Origin of the sequence: Brachyspira intermedia PWS/A (assembly GCF_000223215.1) — a bacterium.
In the GTDB taxonomy this organism is placed as follows: domain Bacteria; phylum Spirochaetota; class Brachyspiria; order Brachyspirales; family Brachyspiraceae; genus Brachyspira; species Brachyspira intermedia.
The window spans coordinates 1637791-1653979 of the sequence record NC_017243.1; the positions used below are offsets into that span (position 1 = coordinate 1637791).

Below are 16189 nucleotides of genomic sequence, written 5' to 3' on the forward strand. Positions count from 1 at the left end.
TTAGAGTCTATAGGTGATTACTTATAGACTCTAGTTTTATATACTAAATAGTATTTTAATATCTAAAATTATATCGAATTTTTTAATTATAATAATTTATTGAATAAAAAATTAAAAATATAATGTTTTAAAAAGACTCTGTGTATGTGTATTTTACAACATTATAATAAATCTACCCTATTTCTTATATAAATAATAATTATTTATTATATGATTAGTAATAAAATAATTGGAAGTTATAGTTATAATTATATCACAACTAAAAATCATTATATAAGTTATATTCCCCACCATTGAGAAGCATTTGCCTGATATGCCCACTGATAAGAAGTTGCTGATTTGATCCAAATTTTAGCTAATTGGTTTCCACTTTTAAATATATAAAGTCCATTAACAGAATATACAGCTTCACTATCAAAAGCATCATCTGTATTATTTGTAACTATTACTACAGCATTAAAATTAGTTTGATACCCAAAATATTGAACTTTCCAACCTGAACTAGGTGTTACTTTTCCTCCAGCAGCATCTATATTTCCAACATTATTTCCATTTGCAGATAATGCTGGAGCATCATTTCCAGTACCTTCTGGCCTTGGTATTACAGGATATGTAGCATTAATTGTAGTTTCTATATATTTATTATCAACTAGATCATTTGTACCATAGGCAGTAACGGCTACATAATATAATGTACCATTATTAAATGTGTAATTTGGAATTTCCCTTACAAAATTTGTTCTTGTATGATTAGACCCGGTTATTGTTGGATATGCTCCTGAAGAATTTTTTATAGCATTATCAGGCTGAGTAAAGTTTGGAGAAGTACCAGCATATATATTGAATCCAGCAAAATCAGAAGCTATTACTCCAGACCAAAAACTTATACTTACTTTATTATCACCAGGTATAGCATAAACAGCGTATGGAGAATTATATTCATCTACTATAGTGATAAGTTCTTCATTACAAGAAATAAATAAAAAAATTGCTATTATATTGAATATAAATATTTTTTTCATAATTAATAACTTAAGATATTAGCAGCAGTTTGACGGCAATAATCAGCTGTGATACTGCTAGTACCATTTACGCTCCTTACATATATTTTTCCATAATAGGCATTGTTTCCATCTATTATTTTTATCAAATAGAGTCTGTTTGCTTTTACGGATAAATTAATATTTCCATACCCATTTTCTGGAGGAACTACAATATCATTCAAAGATGTACCTGACATTACCATCATACTTGTATTAGCAGCATTTTGAAAGTATAGTGTTCCAGCATCATTTATTAATCGAGCTAAATCTCTTCCTTCCATATTTATAGTGCTATCTACATTTATAGTTTGATTTAAAGCTTCTGGCCTAGGAGTACCCATTTTTACGAAATTATCATAATAATAATAACTTTCTAATTGAGGAGTTATTTGATATGCTGACACCCAAACATATATAGGTATACCATTATTTAAATCAGATTCTTTTAATGTGTATATATCAGCACTATTTGTAGAAAAATAAGATCCAACTTCAATACTAAATGAGTACTTTTTTATAGTTGAGGATTTTGTTTCTATTAAAGTAGGTAATGCTTTTTGCTGGTTATATAGTCTATATTTTCTAGGGTTTGTACTATCACCAAAATATATATTATAACCGCTAAATGAAGGTTCATTATTTTGGGCTTCAAATTCTACTGTTATTTTATTTTGTCCAGGTATAACTTTTGTTATATATGGTTGATTTAATTCAAGTGTTACACCTGTAACATCTGGAAGACCACATGAAATAAAAAACAATGATGATATCGTTATATAGAAAAATAATTTAATTATATTCATCACTATATTATAAACAAAATTTTAATTATATCAATAGTTATTTATTTGTACTTCCAAATCCACCTTCTCCTCTTTGTGTATCGGATAATGTATCTACTTCTTCAAATGAGGCTTTTTCAACTTTAGCAAAAACCATTTGAGCTATTCTATCTCCCTTATTTATTGTAAATGGTACATCAGTCAAAGAAGCTAATATTATTTTTAATTCCCCTCTATAATCACTATCTATTGTTGCAGGTGAGTTCAAACAAAATATTCCATTTTTTAATGCTAAAGAGCTTCTGCTTCTAATTTGTGCTTCATAACCTTCAGGTATTTCTATAAAAAGTCCTGTTGGTATTAACACTATATCATTTTTATTTAAAGTGATAGGCTTATCTATATTAGCATGCAAATCAAGCCCTGAAGATCCAGGAGTTTGGTATTTAGGTAATGGATTATCTGATTTATTAATAATTTTTATTTTAAGCATTATTTTCTCCAAATATTTTATTATATTATCTAAAAAGGAAAGCAAGTATCATTATTATAATTAATGCTGTGATACCTTGAACAAAAGTTGCTAAAGTTCTAGCTTTATATGCGTCATTTATCTTTAATCCTGATAATTCTACGACTATCCAGAAATAACTATCATTGGCATGAGAAGCTATCATAGAGCCTGCTCCTATAGACATTAATACTAATATTTGAGATATAGGAGTATTAAATCCTAATGTACCAAGCAAAGGAGCAAAAAGTGATGCCACAGTAACTACAGCTATTGTTGATGATCCTAACATTATTTTTAGGGCTGATGCCATAATAAATGGTAATATCAAACCCATATTTAATGATCCGAATATATGTCCTAATTCAGGTATAATTTTAGCTAATTCAGTAGATTTTAATACTTCAGCAAAAGCACCGCTCGCACCTACTATAGCCAGTATACTTCCTGATGATCTTATACCATCACCTATCCACATAGATATTTCTTCTTTATTAAATTTGTGAGTTAATAGTAGTGAGAACAAAAAGCCTATAAATAGTGCCATAGATGGTTCACCCAAAAATATGAAAATATTTTTGATCATTCCGCTTCCGACTCTAAAAGAATCAAATCTTACTATACTTCCTATAGCCATTAATAATATTGGTACTACTATAGGTGCTAATGCTTTCCAAGTTGGAGGAAGTCCTCCAATATCACTTATTAAAGTTTCATAAGTAGGAGATTTATCCGGATAATTAGGTTTTTTTATATATTTTGATATAAATATTCCATATATTGCACCAACTAAAGATGTAGGAATAGCAACTATCAAACCTATAATTATTATAGTTAATAAATGAGCTTCGAGTCCGAATAGGTTTACAACTGCTGCTGGACCTGGAGTTGGTGGAATTAAAGCATGTGAAGCATAAAGTCCTGTAGATAATGCAACAGATAAAGCAACAGGAGATGCCCCACTTTTTTTAGCAACTGCTTTTCTTAAAGGTGTAAGTATTAAATATCCTGAATCACAGAATACTGGTATAGATACTATAAAACCTAATATATTCATTGCTAATGCTGGGTGGGATTTCCCTACTACTCTTAATACTATTTCCCCTAATTTTAAAGCAGCTCCGGACATTTCTAATATATTACCTATTACACTGCCCAATACTATTATTATACCAACACTTGCTAGAGCATTGCCAAACCCTTTTCCTATTAAAGCAGATATTTCTGTTATATAATTAGTATCATTATTAGATGGAACATGAAGTGTAAAAGCTAGAAATATTGCCACCAATAACATAGCTATGAACGGATGAACCTTGAATTTAATCGTTAAAACCATAACGACAATAATAGATATTGCCAACATAGCTATTACAAAATAACTAATCATTAGATATCCTTATGTTTGGTATTTTTTGAATATTTTTATGTAAAATAAGTATATCAATCGTCTTCTGGAACTTCAGCGTGAATATAGCCTTCCTCAAAGAAATATACTAATTCTTTTTCTGCTTGTTTAGCTACTTCTTCCATTCCTTCTTCATATTCTATTTCTAAGATTAGATTTGCACCCTGAAATGCTCCAAGTCCCATAATATTAAATACACTTTTAGCATCCGCTCTTACACCATTATAAAGTAAAAATATTCCTATATTTGAATATTCATTTTTACTTGATATTTGTGATAAAACTCCTGCTGGTCTTAGATGCATTCCGTTTTTACTTTTGATTGTAACTACATTTGTTAATGTCATTAGATATCCTGAGAATTTATTATATACATATTATAATACATTTATTTATATTTTTCAAGATTTTTTTATATAGTAAACATTAATTTAGTAAAAAATAGTTTTAAAATTTGTTCATAATTCCCGCCCTTTATATTTATGGCTAATTTATGAAATCATCATCTAATGATCTTTTTTACTATTTTTTTACATTATAGCATCCCACCCTAGTTTTTATTAAATTTATAATCTCTTTAACGCACGGTTAGCTTATTATTATATTTTATGAAATTTGAATTATAAATAAGCCTTATTTTTTAGCTTCATTCTGCGTGCGGTGAATAAAGTTTTTAATTTGATTTTCTAGTAAAAATTCTAAATTTAAAAATCGCTTGGGTGGGCATGCTTTTTCTTTTGTAACTGTAATGAATAATAAAATTTGATGTTTAAATTTAAGCAGTAAATATTAAAGGGTGGGGAATGTAAGAAAATTTATTTATTAATATTTAATACCAGTAAAACCTTTTTTTATATAGAATTTATGTTATAATATTTTAACTTTTTTAAAAGGATTTTTTATGGCTAATAATTCTATAGAAATAAGAGGTGCTAAAGAGCATAACCTTAAAAACGTATCACTTTCAATACCTCATAAAACCCTAACTACTTTAACAGGAGTATCAGGAAGCGGAAAAAGCTCTCTTGCATTCGATACTATTTTTAAAGAGGGACAAAGAAGATATTTAGAATCATTATCAGCTTATGCAAGACAGTTTTTAGGTGTTATGGCTAAGGCTGATGTTGAACATATAGAAGGATTATCTCCTACTATTTCTATAGACCAAAAAAGCGTAAATAAAAATCCTCGTTCTACTGTAGGTACCGTTACAGAAATATATGACTTTTTTAGATTACTATTTGCAAGACTCGGAATTCCTTACTGCTCTAAATGCGGACATAAAATTTCTAAACAAAGCGAAGACCAAATAGCACAAAGTGTTTTAAGAGAGTTTGCAGAAAAAAGAATTTTAGTACTCGCCCCTATTGTAAGAGATAGAAAGGGAGAGTATAGAAAAGAAATTGAAGAAGTTAAACTTGCAGGATATCCTAGAATAAGAATTGATAATATAGTTTATAAATTCGATGAAGATGAAATACCAGAACTTAAAAGATATGAAAAACATACTTTAGAAATAGTTATAGATAGAATAAAAGTTGAAGATAAATACTTGTCAAGAATCACCGATGATATTGAGAGAGCCATAAGAATAACAAAAGGTTTAGTAGCATTCTATGAAGAACATGAAAAAAGTGAGGAAGTATTAGAAACAGACACTCCAGAAAATGCTGAAGAAGATACAAAAACAAAAAAGAAAAAAATAAAAATGAGTAAGCAGTTTGAAATAGATAAATATTATAAATTATATACTACTGAAAGATCTTGTGCAAACTGCGGACACTCTATTGCAGATATTGAGCCTAATTTATTTTCATTTAATAACCCTATGGGAGCATGTACTGTTTGCGGAGGTCTTGGAGTTGAGCATGTATTCACTGAGAAGCATATTGTAAAAGATGAAAATTTAAATATTTATGAAGGGGCTTTATCATGTTTTGTAGATGATCATATCGGTTTTGATATGGAATATGGTACTGATGAACTTGAAGTGATTGCAAAGACTTATAAAATAGATTTAAAAAAGCCTTGGAAAGATTTAACTAAAACAGAAAAGAAATATTTACTTTATGGTACTGATAAAGAAGTAAAATGGAGAAAAAGATTCTGGTATCATAGCAAACTTGTTGAAGAAAGAGTGCCTGGAATTTTAGACAGATTAAAATATGATTATGAAACTTATAAAAATAGTTATTATGCTAATTTTATGGACGAAGTTCAATGTCCTAAATGTAAAGGCAAAAGAATTAATGAAGATGCTTTGTCAGTAAAATTCAATGGAAAAACTATAGCAGATTTTTCTTCAATGACTATAGAAGATTTATATGATTATTTTACTAAATTAAAATTAAAACCAAATGAAGAAGTGATCGGTTCACCTATAGTAAAAGAAATTATTTATAGATTAACATTTTTGGTGAAAGTTGGATTAACTTATCTCACAATAGAGCGTTCCTCACCTACTCTTTCAGGCGGAGAATCTCAAAGAATAAGATTAGCATCTCAAATAGGAAGCGGACTTGAAGGGGTACTATATGTACTTGACGAACCTTCAATAGGTTTGCATCAATCAGACAATAAAAAATTAATTGAATCATTAAAAACATTAAGAGATAAAAATAATACTGTCATAGTGGTAGAGCATGATAAAGAAACTATGGAAGAATCAGATTATTTAATTGATATAGGTCCTAATGCTGGTGTCAATGGCGGTGAGGTTGTAGGCATTGGTGATTATGAAGAGTTTATAAAGTCTGATAGATCTTACACTGCTAAATATTTACGCGGCGATGATGATATAGAAATTCCTAAACAAAGACGTGAAGGAAACGGAAAGTTTTTAAAAGTAATTGGAGCAAATCAATTTAATCTTAAAAATATAGATGTTCAATTTCCATTAGGATTATTCATTGTAGTTACAGGACTTTCAGGAAGCGGTAAATCTACTTTAGTTGAAAATATTTTAATGCGTGCTTTGCATAATCATTTTTATGGTAAAACTTTAACTCCGGGAAGCCATGAAAGAATAGAAGGTCTTGAAAATATTGACAAAGTTATAGAAGTTGATCAATCTCCTATCGGAAGAACACCAAGAAGTAATCCGGCAACTTATACAAAAGTTTTATCACCTATAAGAGATTTATTTGCAGCTACTAAACTTGCTAAAATGAGAGGATACGATAAAGGAAGATTTTCATTCAATGTGAAAACCGGAAGATGTCCTACTTGTGAAGGTGCAGGAGTCATAGAATTAGAAATGCAGTTTCTTTCCAATGTATTAGTGCCTTGCGAAGAATGCGGAGGAAAGAGATTTAATGCAGAAACTTTAGATGTTAAATATAAAGACAAAACTATTTATGATGTTCTTGAGATGAGTGTATCAGAAGCCATTACATTTTTTGACGGTATAACTTCTATCACAAGAATATTAAAAATAATGGAAGATATAGGACTTGGATATATTAAATTAGGTCAGCCTTCCACTACACTTTCAGGAGGAGAAGCTCAAAGAATAAAATTAGCAAGCGAACTTCATAAAATATCCACAGGGAATACTTTATATATATTAGATGAGCCTACTACAGGACTTCATTTTGAAGATATAAAGAAATTATTAAAAGCATTAGACGGACTTGTTGAGAAAGGCAATACTGTTTTAGTTGTAGAGCATAATTTGGACGTTATTAAATGTGCTGATCATATTATAGATATGGGACCTTTAAGCGGAGATAAAGGAGGCAGAGTTGTTGCTGAGGGTAAGCCTGAAGATATAATTAATGTAAAAGAATCTCTCACAGCAAAAGAACTTAAAGAAATATTAAAGCCTTCAAAAAAGAAAAAAGAGAATATCATAACAGAAGAAACAAAAAAAGAAGAAAATACTTCATTAATAATAAAAGGTGCTAATAAACATAATCTTAAAAATATAAGCTTGACACTTCCTAAAAACCAAATCAATGTTATTACAGGAGTATCAGGAAGCGGAAAAACTTCTCTTGCATTCGATACTATATTTAAAGAAGGTCAAAGAAGATTTGTTGAATCGCTTTCTACTTATGCAAGAAGATTTTTAGGAAGATTTGAAGATGCTAATGTTGAAAAAATAGAAGGATTAGCTCCTGCAATTGCAATAGATCAGAAGAATGTAAGCAGGAATCCTCGTTCTACTGTGGCAACTGTTACAGAAATTTATGACTATTTCAGATTAATTTTTGCTAGAGTTTCTAAACCTCATTGTCCTCATTGTAATGATAAAAATACTTTAAAAGCTGAAACTCCTTCTATACTTGCAACTGAAATTGTTGATACTATGGATTTGCATAAACTTGTTATAATATCTCCTTTATATCATAGCTCATTCAATCATAGATTCACTTTTGATGATAATGATGCAAAAGATATTAAAAAGATTATAGAAAAAACCAGAGAAGCTGGATATGTAAGAATGCAGATCAATAATAATGATTATGTTATAGATGATATTACAGAAGAAGATATTAAAGAATTGTCTAAAGAAGAAATATATTCTGTAGGTATAGTAATTGATAGGATTGTTGTTGGAAAAGATAAAAGAGCTAGAATTGCAGATGCTATTGACAGAGCAATGGATTTATCAAATGGAGTAGCACATATAAAAGCCTCTCATGGAATAATAGTAAAAGAAAGTTTCCATACAAAATTTCCTGCTTGTTTGCTTCATGGAATTTTATTTGATTTTGAAGTTACACCAAGACATTTTTCATTTAATTCACATTGGGGATATTGTGAAGAATGTAAAGGACTTGGAAGTAAACCTACATTCAGCATAGATTTAGCAATAAAGGATAGCACAAAACCTTTATTTGACGGTGCATTAGATACAGCTATCCATAATATGTTTTCTACTCCGGGAAAGCATTATACTGATTCTTTAATGAGATTTTTAAGAAGAAGTGGAATAACAAAAAAAGATTTATATGAAACTCCTTTCAATGAGCTTGACAAAAAAGTTATTGATGCCTTTTTCTTTGGAGGAGATTATTCTGTAGGTAATGTTATTACTGCATGGCATTCTAATAATGATGTTACAAGCGAAGATTATTCAGAATGGAAGGATCAATCTCTTGGTAAATTCTTTATTGATGAAGAATGCAGTTCTTGTCATGGAGAAAGATTAAACGAAATAATAAGATCCTATACTATACAAAATAAAAATATAAGCCAAGTATGTGCTATGACAGTTGAAGAAAATATTCATTTCTTTGATGAACTTCCAAATCTTTTAACAGAAAGAGAAAATACTATATCAAAAGAAGCTATAAAAGAAATTAGAACAAGATTAAGTTTCTTAGATAAAGTAGGACTTGGATATTTATTCTTAAGCAGAAAATATGCAACTCTTTCAGGCGGAGAGGCACAAAGAATAAGACTTGCTAGTCAATTAGGTTCTAAACTTACAGGAGTACTTTATGTATTAGATGAGCCTACTGTTGGACTTCACCCAAGAGATACAAATCATTTGCTTGATACATTAAAAGAATTGAGAAATTTAAAAAATACTCTTGTAATAGTAGAGCATGACAGAGATACTATGAAAGCAGCGGACAATATTGTAGATATGGGGCCTTATGCTGGTGCTTTCGGAGGTGAAGTAGTTTTCCAAGGTAAATACGATGATATATTAAAAGATGATAATTCGCTTACAGGAAATTATTTAAGTGAAAGAAAAAAAGTATTTGAAAAAACTGCTGTAAGAAATGAAGAAACTGAATGCATAAAATTAAAAAATGTTTCAACAAACAATTTAAAAAATATTGATGTTGATATACCATTAAAAAAGATAGTAGTTGTTACTGGAGTATCTGGAAGCGGTAAGTCATCATTGATAATAGACACTCTCTACCCTGCTCTAAAAAAACGCAGACTAAATCAATATTCAAAATTTGAAAGCGTTGAAATACCTAGCATTGTTTCGGATACTATATTAGTTGATCAAATTTCAATAGTTGGTTCTATTAGAAGTACATTAGTAAGCTATAGTAAAGTGTTCGATAAAATAAGAAATATATTTGCAAAAACTCCTACAGCAAAAGCAAAAGCATTCGCACCGGGCAGATTCTCATATAACGGCAAAGAAGGAAGATGTAATATCTGTGAAGGTAAAGGTATAAGAAAAATAGCAATGCACTTCTTATCCGACATGGAAATTGTTTGCGAGGCTTGCGGAGGTAAGAGATATAACGATGAAACTTTATCCGTAAGATTCAAATCTTTAAACATAGCCGAAGTATTAGAATTAACAGTTGATGAGGCAATAGAGTTTTTTGATTTCGATAAATCAATCGTAAAAACACTTTCTATAATGAGTGAGGTTGGACTTGGTTATATAAAACTTTCTCAAAGGCTTGATACTTTCTCTGGAGGTGAATTACAGCGTTTGAAACTTGCTACAGAGTTAGCTAAAAAACAAGGTGATGAGCATATAGTATACATTTTAGATGAACCTACAACAGGGCTTCATTTTGATGATGTTAATAAACTTCTTATAGCTTTAAATAAATTAGTAGAGAAAGGACATAGCGTTATAATAATAGAGCATAATCCTGATGTTATAAAAGCTGCTGACTATATAATTGATTTAGGATTAGAAGGCGGTACTAATGGAGGAGAAATCATTGCAAAAGGTACTGTTGATCAAATTCTAGAAATGAAGAAAGGCTACACTTGGAAGTATATTTAATTATTATATGTTTTAATTTTATAAGAAAAGGTGGTAATTACTTATAATAATCACCGCCTAAAAACTAACTACAATTTTTTTATATATTATTTGTTAAATGATAAATACTCATAATTTCATCTGGATTTTCATCTTCTTGTATTATTTCTTTTGCTTTTTTTAATGCTTCATGATGATTATTATCAGATAATAATTTAAGTAGTTCGTTTGTATCTTCATCGTATTCAAATATATTTTCTTCTATGTTTCCTTCTCTAATTATACGACGATTTTCTCTTGTTTTGGAAATAGCGTAAAGAAGTTTTTCAGCTTCATGATATATAGCCAAATCTTCTTCAGTCCAATAAGTGCATTCATCTTCTTCGCCTTCCACTCCTTCTGATTTTAATTTTTCTACATAAGCTTCAAACTCTTCATCTGTAGGATGTCCGTTCCAAATATTAGGATCATAACTATACCATTTCCCATCTTTTTTACATCTTTGTTTAAATTCTGCTTCTATTGTATCAGGGTCTTTTCCTTTTATATATCTACATAATGATTCTATAAAAAAGCTAAGTTTTAATAAACGAAATGCACCAGCTGCATCATTATTTTTAGTTTTTTTCATCTGTATCAATTCTATTAATATAAGAATCCATATAAAAGGTATTAATATTGGAATTGATAAATATCTTAATATAGTTTTTATTTTTCCATATTATACTTCATTGTATTTAATTATTATAATATAATTTTAGAACTAATATTATTTTTATCAAGTCATTTTTTATTATAATAATGTTTTGAATTATAATTAATTGTTTGTATAATATTAATAGTAAAAAATACAAAAATGTTATTGATAATTTTTAATAATAAATTATTCTAATATATAAAAATAAAGGTAATTAATATGTCTGATACAAAAAATAAAAAAGAATATAAATATACTCATTTGTCAACTACTGTACGCATAACAGAGTCTGAACTAGATTTAATTAATAAAGTAGTTGCTTCTGATTTTGTTAATAAAAATCAATTTGTTGCATTTTTACTCCGTGATTATTTGAAAAAATATACTGATGAGAATAAACAAGATGATGTAAATACTTTAAATACTGAAGATAAATCAGATAATCAAAATAATAGTAATATTTCAATAGCTGATTTAAATAATTCTATTAATATATTAAATCAAACTATTAGTAATTTAGCTGATTTAATAAAGAAAGATAATACTAATAATGACTAATGATATTTTTTTGATTTCTTTGTAAGTATAATATTTTATATAATTTAAGTTTTATAAAATTTGAATTACTAATTTAAATCTAAAAGAGGATAGTTAAATTAATAACCACCCTCTTATAAAAATTACACAAATATTTTTATTATTCAAATATAGTTTTGTATTCGTCTTTCAAATAAGGTTTGATTTCTTCTGTCGGAATTAATACTCTAGTCTCTCCTATTGCATAAGGTCCGATTTCATATATTCCCCAAGTAAATACTAAACCTTTTGATGTTAAATAGAAATTGTTATTTTCTAATGAAAGCTCATCTAATCCGAAATAAGAATTAGCATCTCTGCCTTCTATTTTTACTAGCTTATCTACTATTAATTTAATCAAGTCAGCATTTTTTAAGTCTGTAATTAAATCTGCTATTTTTAATTGATTTCCTGTTTCTAATGAATATACACTGTTTATTGTAGCATAATTTCCATGTGCACCACCTGTGTATTCATAAACCATTTTATTTATAGATACAACTTTTTCACTTAAATAATCTATACCGAATTGAGAAGAATAATTTTCTATATGTGATATATAATCAGATTTTACCCATTCATCATAAATAGGAGTCATTTTATTGCTTATTAAACTTTGAGCTGTTAATAATTTACCCAAATCATTGAAAGTGTTTGCATCAGTTATTCCAAAATCTTTATTGATGTCTAAATTAACTTTATCAATACTTGCAGATTTACTGTCATTTTTTAAAGCAAATATTGCAGTTTTGAATTGGAAGAATCTTTGACCATTAGTTGATGATTCAGGAGAAACATTTGAATAAGTATATTCAATTATTCTAGCACCTGTTACAGGAGTTTTTGCTGCTTTGAAAGTCATTTCTTTTCCGTCTATTTTGGCAACAAAAGGATATGCAGTGCTAGGGAAATTTCCTTCTAATGTTTTATTATCATAAGAAGTTGCTGAAATATTTCCTTCATCAAGCTCCCCTGCTCTTGTAACATTGAATGTGTTTAAATTTTGATTGATGTCTCTATAATATATTACTCCGAAATTTCCTTTTTCATTTTGTGCTATTTCAGAGTTAATATATTCGCCAGTATCAGCTACTAAGTATACAACCTCATAATTATTAGCTTTTTCATTTTCGCTTAGCTGTAATGGTGTGATTTCTGTTGTAGTATTATCACTTGTTGTTTTTTGTTTGGTATTATTTGAATTACCGCATGAAACAAAAATAAATAAAGTACATAATACTGTTAAAAAAATTGCTTTCATTTTTACCCTCTTTAAAATTATATTACTTCTAAAAATATATTTATATTAATAACAGCCTATACTTTTTTATGTAAAAAATGTTATGAAAAATTATGTCTAAGTTTATCCGTTAATATAGTTTGTATTTTTATATTGTTTTTTATTATGTAAATAACAAAATTTTTTATAAGTATATGGAATTAATCTATTATTATTTTAATATTTCTTTAATAAATATTAAAATAATACAATTCATTTCTTAAGTAATATACTAACATTTTATATTTGATTACCATATCTTTAAGAATGTATCATAAAATAAATATTATCTTTCTAATATGTATAATGTAAAAACTCTTTAAATATATATTTGAAGAGTTTACAATTTTTCCATCTATATTAATAAAGTAAAATATTATTTATATAGTTTTTTTCAATAGTTAACACAATAGAGTTTTGCATAATACAAATACTATGATAATATAATCAAAATATTTAATTAAATTATTTATATTATCAGTATCATTTTTATATATAGAATATCATACTAGTACCAGTGTATAAACTAAATTACCTATGTATTTATTATTTATTCTCATCTTATTATTATAAACTAAGCATAATTATATATATGATTAAAAATGCATATTATTTTATAACTCAATTTAATATTTCAGCTATTTAGTAATATTTTACTTTGTTGTTCAATATTTAATAGTATTTTATTTATTATATTTACAACTATCATAGATCTCTATTATAAGTTTTCTTAATAGTATATTTTAATATAATTTTAACCATTAGAAATATATTATATTAAAAATATTATTTCAATTTTTTATTATAAAAATAAATTTATCAAGATTAATTTTTATAATTGAAAAAATGTATATAATGTATATAAAACAGTTAAATATATTGCTAAAACTTTAATTATAATAACACTATAAATTTTTTATTATTTTTAATATTTATCTTAAATATAAAATATCATCATTATCTATAATTATTATTTTTACTATATTAATATTTTTTATATAATTTATATACTATTTAAAATTATAGTTTTTGTTTTCTATTAGAAATATACTTATATTTTTTATATATTGTTATATTTCTGTTAATGTCTAATTTATTTATAATTTTAATAATACATAAATAATAATACTGTTTATACATCATTATAATGATCTGAAAATAATATATTTTCTATATTTTTTGGTATATAAAATAATTAATAAAAATATATTTGAATATGCTTATTTCAAATAAATAAATAGATTGTTTTGTTCTTGACATTTCATTTTTATAAGTTATAATAATTCAATTAATAGAATTTTAATATCAAATTTAATTAATTATGATTATTATAGTAATAAATATGGGGTTATAAATGAAAACAGTTATATTGGCTGGAGGTCTTGGTACAAGGTTGGGAGAAGAAACAACGATAAGGCCAAAACCTTTAGTTGAAATAGGTGGAAGACCAATTATATGGCATATAATGAAATATTATTCCCATTTTGGTATTAACGATTTTGTAATACTTTTGGGATATAAAGGCTATATGGTTAAAGAATTTTTTGATAATTACAGAAGACATTTATATGATATGAAAATAGATTTTAAAAATAATAGTTCATCTTCTTTTAAAAAAGATAATAATAATTCTTTTGAGGAAGAAAATTGGGTGATAGAACTTATAGATACAGGTGAAAATACTATGACAGGCGGTAGATTAAAAAGAGCTTACCCATATTTGAAGGATGAATCTAGTTTTTGTTTTACTTATGGAGATGGAGTATCTAATATTAATATAAATGAAGAGATCGAATTCCATAATAAACATAAAAAAACAGCTACTATTGGAGCAGTCTATCCTCCAGCTAGATTTGGTGCTCTAAAAATAGAAAATGATAATAGTGTATCTAGTTTTATAGAAAAACCTAGAGGGGATAATGCATATATAAGTGGTGGTTTTTTATATTAAATAATGATGTTTTTGATTATTTAGGAGATGATAGTACAGTATTCGAACAAGAACCTTTAAGGAAATTAGCTGAAAATAATCAGTTAATGGCATTTAGACATGATGGTTTTTGGCAATGTATGGATACTCAAAGAGATAAATCCATATTAGAAGAAATGTGGAATAAAGGCAATGCTCCATGGAAACTTTGGAAATAAAAGAAATACTTAAAATATTTAAAAATAAAAATATTTTAATTACTGGTCATACAGGATTTAAGGGAAGTTGGTTATCGAAATTACTATTAGAGATAGGAGCTAATGTAAGTGGAATATCATTAAAAGCTAATGATTTATCTTTGTATAATTTGTTAAATTTAGATAATCAATTAAAATCTTATATAATAGATATTAGAGATTTAGATAATATAAAAAATACAGTTACATATATTAATCCTGATATAATTTTTCATTTAGCAGCACAGCCATTAGTTATAGATAGTTATAATAACCCCGTATATACATTTGAAACTAATGTTATCGGCACTATTAATTTGATGGAAGCTATGAGAGAATTAAATAATCTAGAATGTGCTATTATGATTACAACAGATAAAGTTTATGATAATAAAGAATGGGTTTGGGGTTACAGAGAAAATGATTCTTTAGGTGGTCATGATCCATACTCTGCTTCTAAAGCATGTTCTGAAATAGCTATAAAAAGTTATAGAAAATCATTCTTTAATAATATATCAATTGTAAGTGCAAGAGCTGGTAATGTTATAGGCGGAGGAGATTTTGCTGATAATAGGATAATTCCTGATATAGTAAGATCCATAGAAAAAGATATTCCTGTAGAATTAAGAAACCCTAATAGTGTAAGACCTTGGCAGCATGTATTAGATGTACTATATGGATATTTACTTCTTGCTTATAATATAATTAACAAAAATAGTGTGTCTGATAGTTATAATTTTGCTCCAATAGATGAAGGGAATAAATTTACTGTTGAATATATAACAAAATGTTTTATAAATAATATTGGAAAAGGAAGTTATAAAATCAATATACAAGATACAAATAAAAAAGAAATGAATATGTTAAGGTTAGATTCTTCTCTTGCTAGAAAAGAATTAGGATGGAATGAAAAATTTAATACAGAAGAAGCTATCAAACAAACTTCTATTTGGTATAAAGAATATTTAAATAATAATGATTTAAATGCTATTACTAGTAAGCAAATCAAAGAATATATTGAAGGTTAATA

General features: G+C 27.1%; 11 protein-coding genes. 4 read left to right on the forward strand and 7 right to left on the reverse strand.

The genetic code is table 11. The annotated features are described in order from the left end of the window. Positions 1–278: 278 nt before the first annotated feature. Genes BINT_RS07090 through BINT_RS07110 form a run of 5 tightly spaced genes read right to left on the reverse strand, consistent with a single transcriptional unit; the run spans position 279 to position 4091 of the window. Complete coding sequence (locus BINT_RS07090; RefSeq protein ID WP_014487881.1) at positions 279–1022, reverse strand: hypothetical protein; 744 nt, start codon at positions 1020–1022, stop codon at positions 279–281. Between the two features lie 2 nt (positions 1023–1024). Beyond that, positions 1025–1846 carry a hypothetical protein gene (locus BINT_RS07095; protein WP_041177325.1) on the reverse strand — a complete coding sequence of 274 codons (822 nt, stop codon included), beginning with the start codon at positions 1844–1846 and terminating at the stop codon, positions 1025–1027. 37 nt (positions 1847–1883) lie between these two features. Further along, positions 1884–2318 carry a dUTP diphosphatase gene (dut, locus tag BINT_RS07100; RefSeq protein ID WP_041177326.1) on the reverse strand — a complete coding sequence of 145 codons (435 nt, stop codon included), beginning with the start codon at positions 2316–2318 and terminating at the stop codon, positions 1884–1886. Between the two features lie 25 nt (positions 2319–2343). Beyond that, the gene (locus BINT_RS07105) at positions 2344–3726 is read right to left on the reverse strand and encodes a GntP family permease (RefSeq protein ID WP_041177327.1); all 1383 of its coding nucleotides are present in this window, start codon (positions 3724–3726) and stop codon (positions 2344–2346) included. Positions 3727–3779: 53 nt separating this feature from the next. After that, entirely contained in the window at positions 3780–4091 is a 312-nt protein-coding gene (locus BINT_RS07110) for an HPr family phosphocarrier protein (RefSeq protein WP_014487885.1), read from the reverse strand. 554 nt (positions 4092–4645) lie between these two features. Between BINT_RS07110 and uvrA the strand changes: the two genes are divergently transcribed. Then, on the forward strand, positions 4646–10462 hold the full coding sequence (gene uvrA, locus BINT_RS07115; protein WP_014487886.1) for an excinuclease ABC subunit UvrA: 5817 nt from the start codon (positions 4646–4648) through the stop codon (positions 10460–10462). 79 nt (positions 10463–10541) lie between these two features. Here the strand turns inward: uvrA and BINT_RS07120 are convergent, their stop codons facing one another. Next, on the reverse strand, positions 10542–11072 hold the full coding sequence (locus BINT_RS07120) for a hypothetical protein (protein WP_014487887.1): 531 nt from the start codon (positions 11070–11072) through the stop codon (positions 10542–10544). Between the two features lie 285 nt (positions 11073–11357). Between BINT_RS07120 and BINT_RS07125 the strand changes: the two genes are divergently transcribed. Continuing rightward, positions 11358–11696 carry a hypothetical protein gene (locus BINT_RS07125; protein WP_014487888.1) on the forward strand — a complete coding sequence of 113 codons (339 nt, stop codon included), beginning with the start codon at positions 11358–11360 and terminating at the stop codon, positions 11694–11696. A gap of 139 nt (positions 11697–11835) precedes the next feature. Here BINT_RS07125 and BINT_RS07130 read toward each other — a convergent pair whose 3' ends face one another. Further along, the gene (locus BINT_RS07130; protein ID WP_014487889.1) at positions 11836–12975 is read right to left on the reverse strand and encodes an RsiV family protein; all 1140 of its coding nucleotides are present in this window, start codon (positions 12973–12975) and stop codon (positions 11836–11838) included. 1372 nt (positions 12976–14347) lie between these two features. On the opposite strand from BINT_RS07130, the gene BINT_RS07135 reads away from it, so the two are divergent. Together BINT_RS07135 and rfbG are read left to right on the forward strand one after the other, a co-directional pair. Next, on the forward strand, positions 14348–14944 hold the full coding sequence (locus BINT_RS07135; RefSeq protein ID WP_014487890.1) for a sugar phosphate nucleotidyltransferase: 597 nt from the start codon (positions 14348–14350) through the stop codon (positions 14942–14944). A 178-nt stretch (positions 14945–15122) separates the two neighbouring features. Further along, entirely contained in the window at positions 15123–16187 is a 1065-nt protein-coding gene (gene rfbG / locus BINT_RS07140) for a CDP-glucose 4,6-dehydratase (protein WP_014487891.1), read from the forward strand. The last annotated feature ends 2 nt before the right edge of the window (positions 16188–16189 follow it).